Below are 20,442 nucleotides of genomic sequence, written 5' to 3'. Positions count from 1 at the left end.
TAACATCTGAGAGCCGGTATCCATTGAGCCTCTGTCGTGTCTGAAATCACACATGAAGTACCCAAGACTGTACCGCAAGTGGCAAAACAATGCTCCCTGTACCGCCACGTTGCACGTCTCTCACAAATTCAAGTGTTGCCGCCCAAAGACGCGAACGGTCAGAGCTTTTAGTGGCAAAGCTTTAAGGAATTGTTATCAAATACGTAAATACAAACAGATATCGGCTACCACACCGTATATCATTATTGAGCAGTTAGTCTCTTTATTCTGTTGCGTATCTCTACTGCACGCTCAAAATCAAGGTTCTCCGCGCACAAAAGCATCTCTTTTTGCAGCTCTACAATATTGCAGTTTGCAGAGTCAGCATTGGTATCAAGGGGAACTTTTTTGCGAGAGGAGCCCACACGCTCACTAAGGCTTGTCTGCACGGATTTCTTGATGGTGCGGGGCACAATACTGTGCTCCTGGTTATACTTGCGCTGTATATCACGCCGACGATCAGTCTCTTCCATAGCTGTCCGCATAGACCCGGTAATTACATTCGCGTATAGAATCACTCTACCTTCCACATTGCGTGCAGCGCGCCCTATTGTTTGTATTAGAGAGGTTGTGGAGCGTAGAAAGCCTTCTTTATCTGCATCTAATATTCCAACAAGGGCACACTCTGGTATGTCTAGCCCCTCACGCATCAGGTTTACGCCCACCAGAACATCTATTACCCCCAGCCGAAGATCGCTAATAATTTCGATCCTTTCTAGGGTTTTCACATCAGAATGTAGATACGCAACTTTGATCCCCATTTCACGCATGTACTCGGTTAGATTTTCTGCCATTTTTTTAGTCAGTGTAGTAATCAGCACCCGGTATCCGCGTGCTATGGTTGCCTGGCTCTCGCACACCACATCGTGTATTTGCCCATCTGCACTTTTCACAACACACACAGGGTCCAACAACCCGGTGGGTCTGATTAACTGTTCTACCGCTACACCTCCAGTCTGCTGCAGTTCATACTGCCCCGGAGTGGCAGAAACGTAAACCACTATTGGTTTCCTATCTTCCCATTCCGCAAAGGTCAGTGGGCGGTTATCTAGCGCGGATTGCATCCTGAATCCGTGGGTGATAAGATTCATCTTCCTCATCCTATCCCCATTGTACATGGCTCTGATCTGAGGTATGGTCATGTGGCTTTCGTCTATAAACATTATTGCATCTTGCGGCAGGTAATCCAGCAGAGTGTTGGGGGGATCTCCCGCTTCCTTGCCGCACAGATAACGTGAGTAGTTCTCGATACCTTTGCAGGTACCTGTTTCTCTCATCATCTCAACGTCGAATCTTGTCCTCTCTACAATTCTATCCGCCTCAACTATTTTGTTGCACTGCCTGAATTGCATCGCGCATTCATCGAGTTCTTTCTCAATATCAGAGATGGCCTGAAGCAAAGTCGGCCTGGGAGTGACGTAGTGGCTGTTGGGAAATATTTTTATCTTTTCCAGTTTCAGCGTCACCATGCCAGATTTTGGATCAACTTCCTGGATGGAGTCTACCTCATCACCGAAAAATGATATCTTCCATATCCTGTCTTCGTAGTGTGAGGGAAATACGCTCAGCACATCACCTCGTACACTGAAGTTACCGCGCTCATATTTGTTTCCATGCTTATACTGCAGCTCCACAAGCTTTTCCTGTAGCTGGCACATATCCAGCTTCATACCAAGAGTAATAGGTATGGTCATCTCTGAGTAGAGCTCGGGCGACCCTAAACCATATATACATGACACACTGGCAACCACTATCACGTCTCTCCTTTCCAGTAGAGATCTGGTTGCAGAGTGTCTCAGTAGGTCAATCTTGTCGTTTATTAGCGCGTCTTTTTCTATATACACATCGCTTTGAGGAATGTACGCCTCAGGTTGGTAATAGTCGTAGTATGAGACAAAATACTCCACTGCGTTTTCTGGAAAGAATGACCGCATTTCCTCGTGCAATTGCGCCGCTAGGGTTTTATTGTGTGCAATTATGATGGCAGGACGCTGTGTTTTCTCAATTACCGAAGCCATGGTAAACGTTTTCCCAGACCCAGTCACACCCAACAGAGTCTGCTCCTTAACACCGCAGCTTATGCCGCGTACTAATCCGTCAATTGCACCTGGCTGGTCACCAGACGGCTTGAACTCAGAGGAAATTTTAAAGCGCTGCATAAAACCGCTATCCGGACTTGCCTAGATTTAATATAATGTACCCCAAATTGCACAGTGGTAAAACATGCATCCGATAGGCAAGGCAGTGGCCGCGTTCATACTGTGTATGGTGTCGGTGTACTTCGTCATGCCCAACTTTGTAGATTCTGATTTGTTGATATCAAAGAGAAAGGCAAACTTGGGCTTGGATTTGCAGGGCGGCGTCTATCTCTTACTTGAAGTTGATTTTCATGAGTATCTCAGGGGAAGGCTTTACGGCTTGAGTGATACACTACGAGCTTTCTTGCTCAAGGAAAAGATCTCGTACAAGAGGCTGTACGTAAAAGATGGTTCCTTGGCGCTCTCCTTACACAACACAGGGGATTACGCGCGTGTAAAACGCTTTGACGCCAATGTGACTATTTCTGGCACTTATGACCATATTTTAATATCCTTCAAAGATGGATATACAAAAGCGCTATTACACGGGGTTGTGACTGATTCAATACGGAACGTGCAGCGCCGGCTGGATACATCCGGCACTAAGGAGATTATTATCAAAAGCCATGGCGAAGATAAAATATCCCTGCAAGTACCGGGAATATACAACACAGATAGCATTAAGTCTCTGATAGGCAAAACTGCCAAACTGACCTTTCACCTACTTGAAGAGGTCAAAAGTTTGTCAGACATAGACCCCGTGGTAGCCAGCCTGCTGAGCGATGTAACTGGTAACGTGTACCCAGTGTTGAAGAAGGTGGAAATAAGTGGAGACTCACTAATCGATGCTAGTGCGGGGCTTAACAACCTAGGAAGGCCTGTGGTATATTTCAAGTTCGACAGCGTAGCCACTAAGAAGCTGGCAGAAATCACAAAAAACCACACAGGTAAGCAGTTTGCAGCGGTACTTGATAACGTCGTGCTGACAGCGCCTACTATTCGGGAACCTATACTGGGCGGGAATGGTGAAATTAGCGGCAGGTTCAGCATGAGTGAAGCAAAAGAACTTGCAGTGTTGCTCAAATCTGGGGCGCTACCCGCACCTTTGAGTGTAATAGAAGAAAAAGTAATCGGGCCCAGTTTGGGTGCAGGGTCAATTGCCATGGGTAAGGTGGCAATGCTCGCCTCCATAGTGGGTGTCTCTGCATTTGTGATTACGTCATACGGGGTACTTGGGGTTTTCGCAGTAATCGGGTTGATTTTCAACATCGTATTTGTGTTACTTACAATGACTTTCATCGGAGCAACGTTGACTCTTCCGGGCATAGCCGGGATGACGCTCACAGTAGGTATGTCTATTGATGCGAATGTACTTATTTTCGAGCGCATAAGGGAGGAACTACGTGCTGGCAGAAGATTGAGGTTGGCTGTGGATAAGGGCTTTAGAAATGCCATGTCGACAATTTTTGATTCCAACATTACCACGCTAATAGTCGCTGCCATAATGTTCATAATGGGTAGTGTGTCAGTGAGTGGCTTCGCTGTAACGCTGGGCGTTGGTGTATTATGTTCAATGTTATCAGCGGTGGCGCTGACTAAGGCGCTAATAGATGTATGGGTACATACAGTAAAGAGCCTGCAGATGGTATAATAACTGCATGGCAGCACATTTTGTGGAGTTGCATATGAGCGGCAAGTCTTGTAACGAAGAAAAAGTAACGTTCTGTGACGGTAATGACGCGGAGGGATTGTACCCTGGACATCCAAGAGTGTACATAAAGATCACCGAAAAAAAACAGCAATGCCCATATTGCGGGAGGGTTTTGAGTTGATACTAGCGGTCGCTGCGTGCAAGGGCGCTGTTGCAGACTCTTAGCTGCAGTTACTCAAAACCCGTGGTTGTCCTTACATCTACAAATTCCCTACAGACGCGGCAGTTGCTTTGGCAATACCGGCCGTTACTTGACGCATTGTTATTTACTAAATTAGTAACCTGTGTTAGAATTTTAGAAGCTGTGCGGCATGATCTTAAGCACGCACATCACGCTGTTTAGCAGTCCTGATAAACCCTGGGAGACCTTGGCAGTAGGCACGATAAGTGCTCTAACTGCGGCGCATGGGACAAATAGGAGGGAGATTCATGCCTAATAGCCGCGGGGTAGCATACTCCGTACAAGATATAAGTAGGAGGTTTGCGCTCTTCATGCCCGGTAAGGGCATAGTCAGGTTCGGGCGCCTTATACCTGGTGTCACTCCTACATCTGAACTAATAAATAGAGATTCAGAAGGCGAAGCGCTACCGGTTAGTAGCTCAGCAGCATACAACGACGTGCTGCTCAGTAGGACCTTCTGCTTTTTTAACTCTAATCCAGCGAACGTCCGAAGGGTAGTTGCGTTGCTGGCGTCCTCCGGGCTGGTAGTACGGATAATGTGCAGCGCACAAGATCGCGAGTACTTAACGGAACGCGGAATAAGCCGTGAAACGTGCATAAGTGACGCTAGATACGCGTTTCCATCGCGGGATTCTATTGCGCTCATATATCACAGGGAGTTCTCACGCATGGATTTCCGTGGGCTGAAAGCCCTTATGGTATGGGAGAGTGCGCCACAAGAAATGCGTCAGCTGCTGACGGAGTTGATGGCCGGCACACATGGAGTAGAACGCGTTACTGGCGTCGATAACAAGTTTTTCACTGCAAGGTATAGAGCATCCAGAAAACCTGTGGGGCAAAAACTGCTTGATTCTGCGCTCTATATGGAAAAGTGGTCGTTGTTGTCTACAGAAGAAAAGACATTGAGATGTGCTTTTAGCGCACTGCTGACTTTAATGCTGCCCATAATGCCTGTGGTGTTCGCATTAATCGCTCGCGGAAGAAGTAAAGACCCCAGCCACAACTTGGGGATCATGCGTTGGCAGAACAGCATCTACAGGGACGAGCAGCGTCCTAAGTCTAATCCGTATGATATGTTGTTCGGGGGCGATACAGAAGCTACGTCACGCCTCACTGATATCGTAAACAGGATCGCATCAGAGCCCAGCTTTGGATATATGGATAGTGACCACAGACTCACAGAAAAGGCAACAGCGGTCAGCAAGCGGCACAATCTCCTACTGCTTGCAAGCCGAAAGCAACTATCCCGTGGGGAACTCGCTCTGCGTGCTGCGTTTCTCGCCGTGCTTGCAACCTTGACTATAGCTAGTATCGTCCAGTTATCCCTAGGCAGCATTGCGCATCCAGGCGCTTCCATAGCGTCAGCAATTTCTTACTGTGCACTCATCGGCATTTGCGCAGGATCGATCTACATACACCGTAAGGATACTAAGCGTCTACTAATGTTCGGCACTCTCTCTTTTGTGTGTCTTACATTGCTGGTAAACTCCATAGCCGCGTTTCATATTGGCGGTACACCAGGGCCTGTAGCACAGGGCTTGGAAACAATGATCTCCGCAGCTTTGATTGCTTTGTTTGTTGTGTATTGCACTGTCGTGTGTGCAGCAAATCTCATATATAAGAAAGACAAAATGGTCGCAAACGAGCTCGGGATGAGCTTTACTGCATATCGTGAAATAAAACCGCAGTTATGTTCTGAGTTAAAAAACCACGATAGAAATGCTGCAAGCGCGGAAGTGTTGGTTAGAATATTGGAAGACAGCGGCGAGGATGTGACAACACTGCTCGAAAGGCAGGCTGAAAGCGCCACTCCAGTAGAGAGTAGAGAGGCACAACAACAGCACACTGGTAGCGGTGCGTCACCAGCAACAGAAAGTTGGCTGGAGCCCACAAATCCGTTCGCCGCAGACATTGAAGCTGAGCAGCGCGAGGAGCGTATTAGAACCGGTGCAACAGGAGAGAACGGTCCTAACATCAGTTCAAGCCTGCAAGATGTGACAGCAACAACCAAAGGTCGCGCTCACTCCTCTCCGCCCGATGTAGGCAGACCTGCGAGGTCAGCATAGGTCGCGTTGTTTCTTGCAACAAGTACATTGCGGTAGAAGTTCTGTGCGTGTCACGTCAGCACTACAAATGTGATGCTCTCCCATACCCGCATGTGAGTAGGGGCACAAGAACTTAGTGATACCATCAATCAGACAAAAAGCGCGGGGGCGGTACTACCTCACGACAAGCACGTAAACCAGAACCTACAAAACACCTACCTAGGGGCTGGTAGTTCCCTGCAGGTCCATTCGCCAATCTTTGTGGATGAGATTTACTTTTCTCAGCAGCCCCCACAGGCCCCTAGCTCCCTCAGCTTCCTCAATGATTTTCAAATTCTTGACGCCATTGAAGGTGGGGTTGTAGTCGAGACCTATGTAGAAGTTTTTACCAGCATTCCCCGTAGGTCTACTCGCCAATTTTTGTGGACGTGACTTACTTTTCTCAGCAGCCCTCGCAGGTACACTGTATACCCAAACTTAGAGCCTTCTTACCAATCGCCATCCCTGCCAACATTAGTCATCACACATGCCCCTTGCCCACCCCACTTTCCCCATGAGTTACTATGTGCATACACAGGGATAGCCATCCCTGACGTACTGATGGTGCTGGTATCTGCAGCAGAGAGTAGTGTTGCATCTTCAGTAGCAAATGCTTGGGTGATCTTGCCATTGCTACCGGTGGTACCACAGTTGGTGGTGTTGCTGCCATTGCCACACACCTTCTGGCTTACATTACCACCACCAGTAGCACCCTCTACTGCAGTACCCCACTTCTCAGCTTCACTCTTGGTCATCTTACCTAAAGCATTAGCAAGACGGTCTACCTGACCTCTTGCTGTATCATATGCTAACTCCTTTCCTAATAAGAATACTGAAGCTGTATCCTCATTAGACTTCTTACCTCACGCATTAAGTACCCTAGCCTTCGGAGGCAGCCTGGGGTACAGAACCGGCAGAGCACGGATAGAAGTAGGAATAGGACATGAGAGGTTTGTCATCAAGGGAGGAGATGATACAGCATTTCTCCTAGGTAAGGGACTTGCACTAGATACAGCGAGGGGTCAATTACTATCCAGTGCTCTGGGTAGGATGTCCATGAGTGATGTGCATAGACTCAAGAGGGAAGTAGTAGATAGTGAAGGTATAGCAAGTCCTGTAAGGGCAATGTTTAGTAGACAGATCCCTGATGGAGATACATTACTTGCTGGAGAGATGGCAGGAGTTGATGATGGACTAGTTATACAAGAATTGAGCAGACCAGAAGCCATAGAGACTGAAGAACTCCAGGAGATGAAGGAGAGGTTGAGACTTAAGGCAAGAAGAGCCTCAGAGGAGCTTAGGACGCAGCTGGAGAAGCTGGGGAAAAAGCTGGAGGAGGTGAAGAAGCTCAAGGAGGTGAAGAAGCTCAAGGAGGAGCTTGAAGAGATAGGAAAGTTGCAGAGTGCAGAGAAGATGATACAGAAACTCAGGGAACTGAGTGAGTTGGAACTGCTAGAGGAGAAGAAGCTGGAGGAGATAGGCAAGCTGGGGTTGGTTGCAACGCTCAAGGAAGTCGTGGTACAGGCAGGACAAAACTCGCTAGGAGATTTGGGAGATGAAATAAAGAAGATAGAGGGAATAGAAGCAGGCAAAGAACTAGAGCTGGCACAAAAGCTCAAGAAGTTGGAGACAAAGTTGGAGAGTAGCCCAGCACTGTCGGAGAAGAAAAAGAAATTGGCAGAGTTGCAGACAAAACTAGAAGAACTAGCAGCGATAAGGGAACTGAAGGCATTAGGACTAGGTGCACTAAGTCTGGAAGAGCAGTTGAGAACATTAGCTGAGGTTAAGGAAGTCAAGGCATTAGCTGAGAAGCAGAAGATTGAAGGATTAGAGATTCAAGAGGGACTTCAGCTCACAGAGAGAATGAGGGGACTAGATAGAAGACTAGTACGGCTAGCAGCACAAAAGCTGGAGGAGATAAAGGAACTGACACAGCGGAATAAGCAATCTATGCGTCCAGAGACTAATCCGCAATCTATAAGGAAAGCAGCAAGTATGCTAGAAGAGATAAGTGTGCTAAGGGAGCTAAGACAGTTAGATGAGCTAATACCAGAAGAGCAGCTGAGGACATTAGCTGAGGTTAAAGACACTATAGCACAACTGGAAGCACAAAAGCTGGAGAATAGGAAGGAGCTGGAGAAGATAGAGTCCGAGAAGAAGTTAAAAGGCGCAGGGCTGGGAGAACATCTGACTAAGTGGCTGTTACACAAATTCGGAGTTGAAGGCAAGACATTGGAGATGATAAAGCGGGAGTGGGAGAATAAGCTGGAAGGATTGAAGGAGCTGGTGCTGGAGGGGATAAAAGACCTAGGAGGGCTGGAGAGAGCAATCAAGGGAAAGTTAGATGCGGTGCATAAGTTGGAGACATTGGAAGAGCTGAAGAATCTTAAGAACAAACTAGATGAACTAGCCAAGATCAAGGCACTAGAGGAACTTACAGAGATAGCTGAGAAACGTGGAGTTGCTACTACACTCAAGGCTGCATTGGCTAATGCTATGGAGACTACTAAGAATAGGGGTTGGACTGATTATTTAAACAGTCTAGATTCAAGTAAGAGAGTTAATGCTGTAAGAGAACTAATCGCTGCTGAGAAAATTAGAGCATGGGCTAGGGATATAAATAACTTGGATGTAGATGAAAGAGCCATGGTTGCAGGGGCCTTCGCTCGTGCTGTTGAGGGGGCTGAGGTTATTGAGGTTAGGAGATTGATGCCTGAATGATACAGGAAACTCTAGGTGTAAAGCCAGTAAGTGCAACTGTGTATATGGTGATGCCAATTTTTACGGTGGATAGGGGCTTGGGCGACTAATCTCTATCTTCACGTGATGGCAACTGTAGAAGATTGGGTACTGCATTCGGTATTGGTGATGCTGAGGTGGGTGTTGCTTATCTGTAGGACGAAGCATTTCTACTGGGTAAGGATGTTAGTGCACAGTTGAATTAGATGATGCCCACTGTGCGGATAGTAGCGCGGTTGGCTAGCACGGCAGGGCCAGGTTTGGTGCATGTGTGAGGGCTAATCTGTAAATCCGTATTCAGCCCATCGTGATGTTACCTTTTCGGCGATATCTTCGCTCATTTTCAGAGGTACACCCCAGGATCGGGTAGTCTCTGGATAAATCTTGTTTGTCGCATCAAACCCCACCTTGCTGCCCAGCCCCTCCTCAGGAGAAGCAAAGTCTAAGTAGTCAATAGGAGACCGCTCAATGACCATGGTATCACGGGCGGGGTCCATCCTGGTGGACATCGCCCATATTACATCCTTCCAATCCCGCGCGCATATGTCCTCATCGACAACTATGACAAACTTGACATATAAAAACTGACGCAAATAGGACAAAATCCCCATTACTATCCTCCGCGCGTGTCCCGGATACGCCTTTTTCATGGAAACTACGGCCACACGGTATGAGCACCCCTCTGGAGGCAGCCAAAAATCTGTAACTTCCGGATACTGCAACTTTAGCATAGGAATTAGAAGCTCCGTCAATACCTCCCCCAGCACGGAACACTCATCCGGAGGCCTCCCGGTAAAAGTACTCATGTACATTGGTGAAGAGCGCATGGTTATGGCCTTAACTGTGAATTTTGGAAACCTCTCCACGCTGTTATAATACCCTGTGTGATCGCCATATGGCCCCTCTTCGAGCAATTCGTCGGCACTTACCACCCCCTCCAACACTATTTCGGCATTCGCGGGAACTTTCAGGGGCACCGTTATACACTCAACAAGCTCTGTGGGATGTTTGCGTAAAATACCGGCAAATTGATACTCAGAGATGGTATCAGGAACGGGGGCAACCGCAGAAATTAGGGTTGCAGGATCAGACCCTATAACAACAGCCGCGGGGAAATCCCCCTTACCTTCTTTTACCCACCTGCGGTACTGTTGCGCCCCACCTCGGTGCCTTAGCCATCGCATGATCGTGGAATTTTTGCTAACAACTTGCATGCGATACACACCGAGATTGAAATTATCTTCACGAGATGAAGACGGCCCTCGCGTCACAACTATGGGCCATGTTATGAGAGGAGCTGGCTCCCCAGGCCAACAGGTTTGTATTGGTAGCTTACGCAGGTCTACATCGTCATCAACCATAATCACTTCGTGGCACGGCGCTTTTTTGACAACTCGAGTACGTGCAGCAACAACATTACGTAACATGGGGACCATGGAGAGTAGGTCCCTGAAAGACTCCGGGGGAGTAGGAGACCTTAAAAAAGCCAACAGCTCCCCAATACCGCGTAGCCCACAAGGTTCGACCCCAAGGCCAAGTGCGACCCTCTCAAGAGTGCCGAATAGGTTAACCAGGACCGGTATGCTGCAAGGCCCATGCTCTGTGACCACATTTTTGAAAAGCACGGCCGGACCCTGTGTCGCCACCAACCTTCTGTGAATTTCTGTAATTTCAAAAACCGAGGATACTTCCCCCTGTACATGGACGAAACACCCTCTAGCCTCCAGGAAGCGTACAAACTCCCTAAGATCCACAAACGACATAGCAACCCGTGACGAGAAAACAGCACCCGGGCAAGGCTACCACATGCGCAGCAAAACACAAACAAAACCCGGTGGTGCCACTTACACGCCACCACCGGTAATTTCCCCCCGCGCTGGCCTAGAGAGACAGCCTCAGCCCAGCCTCTATCCCGAAGTAAGCCACGTCCATGCTTATGGGTAAGTTTACAGGCAGCAGCTTGGCATGAGTTGGACTCTTTTGGGTAGTAAAGCCATTAATCCTCACAACCTCGTAGCCACTTTGCGTAAGAATAACCTCACCATTGCCCACAAGTGTGCGGTAGTAAAGGCTGGCAAACCCGTGAACCTTATCTCCAAACTTATAACTTGCACCAACCTTCGCCTGGTAGGAAACCCTTCTAGCATCAGAGTTGAACATACTTACCTTTTCCAGACCAAACCCAGCGCACACATATGGCAGAATGCTATCACTCAGGCTGATACCAAAATCCCGACACAAACTAGCCAGAGTCGAAGATAGCTGCACTCCCTCGTTCTTCACGATAATCATAGTGTTGGCACTGCCATCATCAGTGGCAGAAGCAGTAGGTACCCCCTTTGCACCCGAAGAAAGCTTCATGTGCACGGCGGAGTATCTATAGCCTTCAGAAGCGTACAGATCCCCCACCACACCTCCACCGTGGCCGGACGCGGGGCCCCGTCCTACGTCAAAGCTCTGTCTAGCCAACTCCAGCTCAGCCCTAACCTTGCCCACAGGGTACCCCAGAACCACGGCAACACCACATGTGCTGCTATGGTAATCGGAGCCTCGTGCTAGCACCGGCCAAGGATCAAACGCGTCTACTGCAATCTCAACTCCCTCTTTCAGGCGCACATACCACGCGTCATGCCGTTCAGCAGGCTGCGACATAGGCAGCGCATTCAGAGGCGTAGTTCTAAAAGAAGTGTCGAAAGAACCCTTAAATGCCAGGTCACCGAAAACAGGAGAGGCAGGCTTATACATACCCCCAATATACAATCCGCCCACACCACGTGCTATGTCATCCAAGGAAAAAGAAACTGCAGACGACGAGTAGGCCAAGAAAACACAACCAAGAGAGACGGCGAGAAACCTTACAAAGCTCATCTGAAACCCTCAACACAAAGCCACGCACGATAGCCCGCTGTGACGGCGGGCTATCGTACACCAAGTATTTACTCCCGTAGTGTACGCGCGTCAAGTGCATTCAAAGAATCACGAGCTAATAGCCTGCAACATTTGTAGTCGGTGTGTAGCAGGGTGTAAATAATGAGGAGTTATGTCGCTGGAGTGTAAGGCCTAAAACATATACCTGGCACCAAGCTCCCCCCCAAAGTGAGCTATTCGCATATTGGCTTCAGCAGCTACAGGTTTGGGCGCAACATCAAATCTTTCAGGCACCGCAAGTGCCGCAGATCTAAAGTGGCTGTTGTGAAGCATGTGGTAGTACGTACCAACAAATAGCGTCACTCCCTGCGCCATTGGGATTCCCACACCTATTTTGCCCTGATATCCATGAGTAACGTCGCCAGCGTTTAGCAGATTTAACATGTTCCCACTTATTCCAACGCACATGTATCCAAGTGCAGCACCAATTTGTATCTGTTCGTAGCACAAGTTAAGCGCTATAGAAGATACGTCAATTTTCCTGTTTTCCACAACCGCGTAGTTCCCTGGCATTATTGCTTTTGCCCTAACCAGCGCGATATTACATGCATCGTCCTTATTGACCGAGCCAACTCCGCCTTTTGTCTCAAACACACTGCGAAACCTCTCCAATTCCAGCCTCACGGGGCCAGTGCTGTAGCCCACACCTCCAGCAAATTCTAGATAATCGCTACTGTAAAAAGGCGGCTTATACGTCCCAAAGGCTCTGTGGTTGTTTATATCAACAATAACACTCCCATTCATGCTCATACGCGCAACTGTTGCTACTCCTGGCATCGAGAGCTGCCCTTCGCTCACTCTCAAGTTACCAAAGTCGGGGAAGCTGCTTTTGTAAGCGCCAACAAGGTACGCTCGCCCCTGTGATCTGAATTTTCGCAACGGGCAATCGCCTGCGGAAAAGGCCTGTGGAGGGAAAAGCAAAACCGCGATGAATACCCACACTTTAACGGCAACGCAATCCTTTTTTGTTGCCCTCATCATAGATCCCATAATTATCCCCCAAAAAATCAGCCGGAAGCGGCAACTTTCACACGATTTCGAAATCTTCCAACAAAGAATTCTCAACGATGCTCGGCGCTGCAGCGCGCCTTTCTAGAACAAAAACGTTAACCAATAGCTAATGCAGAAGAAAATACGCGCAGACACGCCCTAGTGGCTGCGCGCTACAAAACAACGGCCAAAGGCGCAACAGAACTATTAGAAAATCCATCTGAGCCCAATTTCCGCCCCCAGGTAGCTTATGTGCACGTCTGAAACTCTTAGGTCCAAACTGCGATGGGAGTCATCCCTACCTCCGTTAGACGCCTGTGCTGCGGCACGCATGGCGTACGCACCCCATTGGTATGCAATAGGCACATCGTTAAAAGTGCTATCCAAGACTCTGTGCACAAAGGCGCTGACTACCAACTGCATTGACTCAGACAACTGCTGATGAAACCCAACGCTCCCTTCCACGGAGAAAGCAGCTCTAGTCATACCAAACAAGTTCACAGCATCAATGCCAGACCCCACACAAAAGTGCGGTACAAACGGAGCTGCTATGAATTGCTTATCGGCATCGTAACATACACTCACCATAGCGGCAGTGCCGCCAATGCCTCGATTACGTACCGCTACCAGCCCACTGGTGATTGGTACCGACGTGGTAGGCCGCTGCTGGCCAGTAGTGCTTCCGCTGCCGGCACTAGAGGCACTTGCCGATGAAGCCGCACCGCCAGTTGTAGGACGTATTTCCCTGACTAAAAGTACGTCCTTATAATCGATGAGGGCATCACCCCCGGTGTGTATAACATCAAAAAAGCTCCTCGCAACTTTAAATTCCAGCCTGAAGCCGCGGTTGACAGCACCCAAAACACCAAACACACCCGTATAGTCAGAAGAGTACGTTACTGCAGCGGCCCTCGCCGACTGCATTCTTTCTATCATGCGACCATCAACTTCACGAGCTTCTAGAGGGCCGCAACACGTATCTAGGCCCGGCACAAAAACGTCAGCGGTACGCCCATCCACTGACATCGTGAATTTGCCGATGTTCTGGAACGCAGGCCGATACCCCACGGAAGCGTAAAAACCCGCTGCAGAGCACGACTCTGTATGAGACAAACACAAAAAGTACATCGCCAAGGTTACAATGGCGAACCCCCACCGCAAAGCCATCCCTTTTAACCCTCTCCGATCACCAACAGGGCCGGTCGCGCAAACCGCAAGGCAGACCGAGCACAGCCGCACGCGCCCAGAGCACTACAACCATGCAGTGTATATTGCAACTGCGATCACATCACGACCTAACCATACTGCCCCTGCTTTAACCATTTAGAAAACAAAAGTCAAGGCTGTAAACGGCTCATCACAGCGGTTATCACATAAAGCCTGGCCTAGCACAAACAATTGTGTAGTAAACGAAACCCGCAACCCTCTGGAGCTACACCACCACAAAATGGAATCGCAGGGCCCTCGTTTGTCGGCATGTTCATGGCACAGCCACCACACTCACAAAGCTTTAAAAATCGTTTTCAACAGGGACCTGTGCCCGTTTGCAGGCCAACTTTAAGGGTTTACACAAACTCGCGAAAGTAGTAGCATTCAGGCTGGCCTTTTTTGCGTATGCCAATGTCGTTGAACGTCTATCTGCCCGACCAGTCTGTATCTGCAGTGCGGCCCAGGATTACAGTTCTGGGAGTTGGAGGCGCTGGCGGCAATGCAGTAAACAACATGATACAGTCGTGCCTTCAGGGGGTCAACTTTATAGTCGCCAACACAGACGCCCAAGCACTTGATTGCTCTCTGTCAGAAAAGAAAATTCAACTTGGGATCAACCTAACAAAAGGGCTAGGTGCAGGTTCCTTACCAGAGGTTGGAAGGGGTGCTGCTGAGGAGTCCATAGACGAGATAATGGGAGAAATTGCCGACAGCAACATGCTGTTTATTACTGCGGGTATGGGAGGCGGCACAGGTACGGGCGCCGCACCCGTAATTGCGAAGGCTGCCAAGGAGAATAAGATTCTTACTGTGGGAGTTGTTACCAAGCCGTTCCACTTCGAGGGCGCACATAGGATGAAAACTGCAGACCTGGGATTGGAAGAGCTGCAGCGGTATGTGGACACCCTTATAATAATACCAAACCAGAATTTATTCAGGATAGCGAATGAGAATACCACCTTCGCAGATGCGTTCAAACTTGCAGATACAGTGCTCCACACGGGAGTAAGAGGCATAACTGACCTAATGGTGATGCCTGGGTTGATTAACCTCGATTTTGCCGACATAAAAGTTGTAATGAGCGAAATGGGCAAGGCGATGATGGGAACCGGAGAGGCAGAAGGAGAACATCGTGCTGTAATCGCCGCAGAAGCCGCGATTTCCAACCCCCTTCTTGATAATATTTCTATGAAGGGCGCCAGGGGGATTTTGATAAACATCACTGGGGGACTGGACCTTACTTTGTTTGAAGTGGACGCAGCTGCAAATAGAATCAGGGAAGAAGTTGATGACAATGCCAATATCATATTTGGCTCCACGTTCAACGAGGAAAGCAGCGGGAAGATTAGGGTCTCTGTTCTCGCAACTGGTATTGACAGTGTGCGCCCTGCGCAGAAGCCTCATAGTGCTGAGCCGCAACAACAACCGCAGCGAATCAGCGATTTTGATTTCGATAACGAACTGGGTTCGCTCGAGCCTGAGAATGGTGGCACCATGGCTTATTACAAGCCTAGCCTACCTGAAGAAGATGCTATGGCTGATGCGCACGCCACTGCGGAGAAGCAACAACCATCTCAAAAACCTGGTGCATTTAACTGGAGTGAATCATTTGACGTGCCAGCATTCCTTAGAAAGAAGGAAAAATTGTGAAAACATTGGTCGCACAGCGGTCTTGGACCGGCAAACCTGCCAGCAGAAAGGTGTGGTAGCGTTGGTTGCAGGTGCGCTACACAGCGTATGCCAGGTGCAGCTGTGTGTCTAGGAGGCATCGGCAGGTAGGAAGGATTTTTGTTGTGGTTAAGCCCGGATGGAATTGGGAGCATCGGTCAGTGCATATTTGCGTTATGTGCATATGTGGCGGGGGCTCATGCATTTTGCGTGCAGCACTTCATACGAATTGTCGGCAGTAATAACTCACCGTCCGCATCCAGGAATGCGGGGCTCCGCGGGCAGTAAGTACTTTTGCGCACCAAGTTACAGTTGGAAAGAAACCTGGCTGCGTGGCACAACGCACGCAAGTGTGGCACTATATGATAGAAGTTAATATACACACACAAAAGTGGTACAGACTGGTTGACAAGCCCAAAATCTCCACAAAACGTGTGGTCAGGTTTTGTTTGTCGGAGTTAGACATTGCCAAGTATGACCCAAAAGTCTTTGTTGTGCTGGCCAATGACGCACTACTTCTCGAACTCAATTCCCGATACAGGGGAATCCACAAAGCTACCAATGTTCTTTCCTTCAGCTACGAAAAACTATCACCAAGCTGCTGCTTGGGAGAAATATATTTATCCATGGAGCGGATAGCGGAAGAATCACTGGAAATGGATGTGGCTATCAGGTCGCATTTCTTTCATATGCTGATACACGGAACGTTGCACATATTGGGATACGACCACGAGGAACCCGAAGATGCAAGCACAATGCAAGCATTGGAAGTAGAACTGCTTGCCAAACTTGGAATACGCAATCCATATGTTCCACGTGAAACGTAGTATGCCGACAAGCCCGTCCAAAATTTAGGATGACAACGTCAGTCACTCACGTATAATCTGAATGGTGGACGGTATTGCCGATGGCTAAGGTTTTTGCGGTTGTAAATCAGAAGGGCGGCGTCGGTAAGACTACAACCAGTATAAATTTGGCAACGGCATTCGCCGTTGTCGGAAAATCGACCCTAATGGTAGACCTTGATCCGCAGGGCAACAGCAGTAGCGGGCTGGGCATAGCGTACGCTGCAAGGTCGCCGGATATATATAGGGTCTTGGTCGATAATTATCCTATTACGGAAGCGATTAGAAGCACCTGTATACCCAACCTATCCATTGTACCCTCTACTATTGACTTGTCCGCGGCGGAGCTGGGGCTTGCACAAATGGAGTCTAGGGAGTTTGTGTTGAAAAATTGCCTACTACATGCGACAGGGTACCAGTATGTCTTTGTGGATTGCCCGCCATCTCTGGGATTGCTTACCATAAACGCACTGGCTGCGGCCCATTCTGTGATTATCCCGATGCAATGCGAGTTCTTCGCACTAGAAGGGCTAAAACACCTAATGAAAACTGTAAATCTCGTCAAAAAGCGCTTAAATCCCTCTCTTACCATCGAGGGCATTTTACTCACAATGTACGATCGCAGAAACAATCTGAGTGAGCAGGTGGAGGAAAACATCAGGGAGCATCTACGCGAGAATGTATATAAAACCGTAATACCGAGAAACGTCCGGCTATCTGAGGCCCCATCACACGGGAAGCCGGCAATAATCTACGACTACAAGTGCCCAGGTTCACAGTCTTACATATACTTAGCAAAAGAAATATTAGAGCAGCAAAATAGAGCACAGGCGTTTCGTGCAGATGGCGAAGTTTTGGAGCAAAAGCAATGAAGAGATCCTTAGGTAAGGGAATTCTGGAGCTAATTGGAGAAGAAAGCTCGGGCGATGTAGATACTCTAACCATGGAAGCCCCAACACGCGTTAGGGTAAACATGTTACATCCAGGCAGGTTTCAACCTAGGCGGAGATTCGATCAGGCATCTATTAAGGAGCTGGCCGGTTCTATTGCCCGCAATGGGCTTATCCAGCCGATTATTGTGAGAAAGGATGCGTTGGGAGATAGGTACGAAATCATAGCCGGGGAGCGCAGGTGGAGAGCCAGTATAGCAGCAAAGCTTGCAGACGTACCTGTAATAATCAGGAACGTTAGCGATAGTAAGTGTTTGGAGATTTCGGTAATCGAGAATATCCAGCGGGAAGACTTGACGGTACTGGAGGAGGCTGAGTCATATAAGAAGCTAATTGACGAATTTAATCATACACATGAAAGCTTGGCTGCAATACTCGGCAGAAGCAGGAGCCACATAACCAACATACTCCGTATCCTTACGTTGCCAGACTCCGTCAAGCGCATGATAAGCGACAGATCCATATCTTTTGGTCACGCAAGATGCCTGTTGGGCGTTGAGAATCCTGAGGAGCTGGCCGAGAGGATCTTATCTTCGGGCATGAGCGTTAGGGAAACTGAGGCCATGGTGAAGGATCTGCAAAACCACACAGACGTTGTGCAGGCCACCACAGTGCGCATTGAGAGCTTCCTGCCCGGTAGGCTGGATACTGAGGTTAGGGTAAGGAAGAGCGGCAAGAGGCTCACTATAAACTTTATTAGTGAGGAGAAATGTGAGGACTTTTTTAAAATGCTGGACAAACTTTAAGCGTTTTAAGATTGATGGCGGCATGCTTAGGATGTAAAATTCTGGCATTGTTTATACGCTTTAAAAACCATGGTTCACGGTGATATGGTGCTCCTGGGCGTGGTGCGCGCTCCGCATGGGGTCATGGGACTCGTGAAGGTTAGGACGTTTACGGAGGATCCGTCTCACATATCGGCATACGGCCCATTAACCGACGGGCACAGCTGTTTTAACGTAACGGTAGTATCAGTTCTGGGAGCGGATAGCGTCATAGCAAAATTTGATGGGCTTAGCTCAAGAACAGAATCAGAAAGGCTGCGTGGTAAACGCCTCTACGTCCGAAAATCTAGTTTACCAAAGCTGCAGGAAGACGAATTCTACGAGAACGAACTCATCGGGATGGATGCAAAACTGGAAGATGGTACAACCTACGGAGTTATCTCGGCTATACTGAATTTCGGGTCGTGCGACATTATAGAGCTGTCTACAAGCACGGGTAAGTTGGTGATGGTCCCCTTCTCGCGGTCAACTTTCCCGGTAGTAGACGTAGAGCGCAGGGTTGCTATTGTTGTTCCACCTGAAGTTATTGGTGTGGGCAGTAGATGATTTTCAACGTTTTGACCATCTTCCCAGATATGTTCCCAGGCCCTCTTGGATATTCTACAGTCGGCAACGCATTGAGGAAGGGTTTGTGGTCCCTGAATGTGGTTGACATTCGGTCATTCGCTGGCGACAAACACTTAACAGTTGATGACAAGCCGTACGGTGGTGGTCCAGGAATGCTAATGAAGGCAGATGTGCTTGGTAGATGCATAGATAGTGTGCTAGAGGCACACCCTGACACTAGGTTGATCTACACTTCCCCGAAGGGAAAGCAGTTCACGCAAGATATGTCTAGACAGATTGTCCGTTTTGGCAATATAACTTTACTCTGTGGGCGTTTCGAAGGTATTGACGAGAGGGTTGTCGACGTTTATAACTTCCAGGAGGTCAGCATAGGCGACTATGTGATTTCTGGCGGAGAGCTGGCGGCTATGGTCGTGATTGACTCTTGTGTTAGAATGGTCGCCGGGGTGATCGGCAACAAGGACAGTCTTAATCGCGAGAGCTTTGACGGTGGGCTGGAGTACCCTCAGTATACGAGGCCTGCCAGTTGGAAGGGAGTCTCGGTTCCTGATGTTCTTCTCAGAGGAAATCATAGGGAAACTGAGCTTTGGAGGTGTAGGATGTCCAGGATTATCACAGAACGCAGGCGTCCAGATTTGCTGAAGGATTGCAGCGGAGAAGAGGAAGGGAGTTCAAATGAGTAGCATACTGGAAGAGTTCAACAAAAGGCAAATAGAGTCACTTTCTGGGGTTGAGAGGCCTCATTTTCTCCCTGGGGACACTGTTAAAGTCGGAATAAACGTTTTTGACGGAGTGAACTGGAGGGTTCAGACTTTTGAAGGCGTGTGTATAAAAAAACGCAATAGGGGTCTACATTCATCGTTCATTCTACGTAAGATAAGCTACAATGAAAGCATACAGTTACAAGTTTTCCTGCATTCTCCGAACATAAAGTCCATAGAGGTAGTGCGGTACGGTAGGGTGCGCAGGGCTAAACTGTATTACATGCTCAAGCTCTTCGGAAAAGCGGCAAGAATTAAAGAGGCTGGGGATACCCGTAAGAAGCGGATCGCTAGTCAGCGCGCTGCCTCAACATCCTAGCTGCGCTTGGCTGGATGCTGCCAGTGCTAGCAGGCCTATGGCTTTTTGTACTACTGCTTTTTGGACTTCAAACCGTGTGAGGTGCTCCCAATCGTGCCGGAATGTTTGCGCCTTCGAACCGCGTTTGGCAAGCCCTATGTGAACAACTCCAGTCTCTGGATCCATGACAGCGGGGGCTTGGCTTGTGAAATGAGCAGTAGCACCAGCTATACCAGTTATCGAGACTGCTATATCAACATCCTCTAGTGTTTTTAGCACATTTTCAGCCATCATACCGGCGATTTCCTCGCTTACAACGCCGTATTTATCTATTTCTTGCTGCGGAACCCCAAGTATAGAGTGCTTCGAGCGTATTGCGTAGGTCACAACAGAAGAAAAAAGAACGTTGGAAACCCCAGGAACGCACGAAAAAACGAATGCCAGTAATCCCCCTGTACAGGATTCGGCAAAAGAGACCTTTAGGCCCTGCTGTTGCAAGCGCTGTACACATGCGGCCGCCTCTGTGATTAGGGCCTCCGGAATTAGCATATAAAACTCGCTACAGACCTAAAATGGAATTATTATAGCTGCGGTCCCTATAGAAATCAC

General features: G+C 48.6%; 19 protein-coding genes. 11 read left to right on the top strand and 8 right to left on the bottom strand.

Annotation, left to right across the window (positions count from 1 at the left end; all coding sequences use genetic code 11):
- Positions 1-242: 242 nt before the first annotated feature.
- The gene (gene uvrB, locus AOV_RS04910; RefSeq protein WP_075139274.1) at positions 243-2,198 is read right to left on the bottom strand and encodes an excinuclease ABC subunit UvrB; all 1,956 of its coding nucleotides are present in this window, start codon (positions 2,196-2,198) and stop codon (positions 243-245) included.
- A gap of 64 nt (positions 2,199-2,262) precedes the next feature.
- Here uvrB and secD point away from each other — a divergent pair, with 64 nt between their 5' ends.
- From secD to AOV_RS04895, 3 genes are all read left to right on the top strand, one after another.
- Positions 2,263-3,768, top strand: coding sequence for a protein translocase subunit SecD (gene secD, locus AOV_RS04905; protein ID WP_075139275.1), 1,506 nt, complete (start codon positions 2,263-2,265; stop codon positions 3,766-3,768).
- Between the two features lie 34 nt (positions 3,769-3,802).
- Positions 3,803-3,949, top strand: coding sequence for a zinc-finger domain-containing protein (locus AOV_RS04900; RefSeq protein WP_075139546.1), 147 nt, complete (start codon positions 3,803-3,805; stop codon positions 3,947-3,949).
- Between the two features lie 308 nt (positions 3,950-4,257).
- Entirely contained in the window at positions 4,258-6,075 is a 1,818-nt protein-coding gene (locus AOV_RS04895; protein ID WP_075139547.1) for a hypothetical protein, read from the top strand.
- Positions 6,076-6,273: 198 nt separating this feature from the next.
- Here AOV_RS04895 and AOV_RS05280 read toward each other — a convergent pair whose 3' ends face one another.
- Together AOV_RS05280 and AOV_RS05380 are read right to left on the bottom strand one after the other, a co-directional pair.
- Entirely contained in the window at positions 6,274-6,471 is a 198-nt protein-coding gene (locus tag AOV_RS05280) for a hypothetical protein (protein WP_147314705.1), read from the bottom strand.
- A 71-nt stretch (positions 6,472-6,542) separates the two neighbouring features.
- Positions 6,543-6,848 (bottom strand): hypothetical protein, encoded by a 306-nt coding sequence (locus AOV_RS05380; RefSeq protein ID WP_117374495.1) that lies wholly within the window; start codon positions 6,846-6,848, stop codon positions 6,543-6,545.
- Between the two features lie 295 nt (positions 6,849-7,143).
- Between AOV_RS05380 and AOV_RS04880 the strand changes: the two genes are divergently transcribed.
- Positions 7,144-8,814 carry a hypothetical protein gene (locus AOV_RS04880; protein ID WP_117374494.1) on the top strand — a complete coding sequence of 557 codons (1,671 nt, stop codon included), beginning with the start codon at positions 7,144-7,146 and terminating at the stop codon, positions 8,812-8,814.
- 296 nt (positions 8,815-9,110) lie between these two features.
- Here AOV_RS04880 and AOV_RS04875 read toward each other — a convergent pair whose 3' ends face one another.
- The 4 genes from AOV_RS04875 to AOV_RS04860 form a co-directional block, all read right to left on the bottom strand.
- Complete coding sequence (locus AOV_RS04875) at positions 9,111-10,595, bottom strand: UbiD family decarboxylase (protein WP_075139279.1); 1,485 nt, start codon at positions 10,593-10,595, stop codon at positions 9,111-9,113.
- Positions 10,596-10,713: 118 nt separating this feature from the next.
- On the bottom strand, positions 10,714-11,700 hold the full coding sequence (locus AOV_RS04870) for a P44/Msp2 family outer membrane protein (protein WP_075139280.1): 987 nt from the start codon (positions 11,698-11,700) through the stop codon (positions 10,714-10,716).
- 192 nt (positions 11,701-11,892) lie between these two features.
- Positions 11,893-12,741 carry a P44/Msp2 family outer membrane protein gene (locus AOV_RS04865; RefSeq protein WP_233497150.1) on the bottom strand — a complete coding sequence of 283 codons (849 nt, stop codon included), beginning with the start codon at positions 12,739-12,741 and terminating at the stop codon, positions 11,893-11,895.
- A 216-nt stretch (positions 12,742-12,957) separates the two neighbouring features.
- Positions 12,958-13,917, bottom strand: coding sequence for a P44/Msp2 family outer membrane protein (locus AOV_RS04860; RefSeq protein ID WP_233497149.1), 960 nt, complete (start codon positions 13,915-13,917; stop codon positions 12,958-12,960).
- A 453-nt stretch (positions 13,918-14,370) separates the two neighbouring features.
- On the opposite strand from AOV_RS04860, the gene ftsZ reads away from it, so the two are divergent.
- From ftsZ to rplS, 7 genes are all read left to right on the top strand, one after another.
- Positions 14,371-15,609 carry a cell division protein FtsZ gene (gene ftsZ / locus AOV_RS04855; RefSeq protein WP_075139282.1) on the top strand — a complete coding sequence of 413 codons (1,239 nt, stop codon included), beginning with the start codon at positions 14,371-14,373 and terminating at the stop codon, positions 15,607-15,609.
- 380 nt (positions 15,610-15,989) lie between these two features.
- Positions 15,990-16,454, top strand: a complete 465-nt coding sequence (gene ybeY / locus AOV_RS04845) for an rRNA maturation RNase YbeY (protein ID WP_075139284.1) — start codon at positions 15,990-15,992, stop codon at positions 16,452-16,454.
- Positions 16,455-16,534: 80 nt separating this feature from the next.
- On the top strand, positions 16,535-17,344 hold the full coding sequence (locus AOV_RS04840) for a ParA family protein (protein ID WP_075139285.1): 810 nt from the start codon (positions 16,535-16,537) through the stop codon (positions 17,342-17,344).
- Positions 17,341-18,168 (top strand): ParB/RepB/Spo0J family partition protein, encoded by an 828-nt coding sequence (locus AOV_RS04835; RefSeq protein ID WP_075139286.1) that lies wholly within the window; start codon positions 17,341-17,343, stop codon positions 18,166-18,168. Before AOV_RS04840 ends, AOV_RS04835 begins: the two co-directional genes overlap by 4 nt.
- A 69-nt stretch (positions 18,169-18,237) precedes the next feature.
- Positions 18,238-18,753, top strand: a complete 516-nt coding sequence (gene rimM / locus AOV_RS04830; protein ID WP_075139287.1) for a ribosome maturation factor RimM — start codon at positions 18,238-18,240, stop codon at positions 18,751-18,753.
- Complete coding sequence (gene trmD, locus AOV_RS04825; RefSeq protein WP_075139288.1) at positions 18,750-19,457, top strand: tRNA (guanosine(37)-N1)-methyltransferase TrmD; 708 nt, start codon at positions 18,750-18,752, stop codon at positions 19,455-19,457. The genes rimM and trmD overlap by 4 nt, the downstream gene beginning before the upstream one ends.
- On the top strand, positions 19,450-19,854 hold the full coding sequence (rplS, locus tag AOV_RS04820) for a 50S ribosomal protein L19 (RefSeq protein ID WP_075139289.1): 405 nt from the start codon (positions 19,450-19,452) through the stop codon (positions 19,852-19,854). The genes trmD and rplS overlap by 8 nt, the downstream gene beginning before the upstream one ends.
- On the opposite strand, the gene AOV_RS04815 is transcribed toward rplS, so the two are convergent.
- Positions 19,843-20,382 carry a CinA family protein gene (locus AOV_RS04815; protein WP_075139290.1) on the bottom strand — a complete coding sequence of 180 codons (540 nt, stop codon included), beginning with the start codon at positions 20,380-20,382 and terminating at the stop codon, positions 19,843-19,845. The two genes, rplS and AOV_RS04815, sit on opposite strands and share 12 nt — an antisense overlap.
- Between the last annotated feature and the right edge of the window lie 60 nt (positions 20,383-20,442).

The sequence above is a fragment of the Anaplasma ovis str. Haibei genome (assembly GCF_002214625.1).
In the GTDB taxonomy this organism is placed as follows: Bacteria; Pseudomonadota; Alphaproteobacteria; order Rickettsiales; family Anaplasmataceae; genus Anaplasma; species Anaplasma ovis.
The sequence above is the reverse complement of the archived record's forward strand: the minus strand, read 5'-3'. Positions and strand labels throughout refer to the sequence as shown.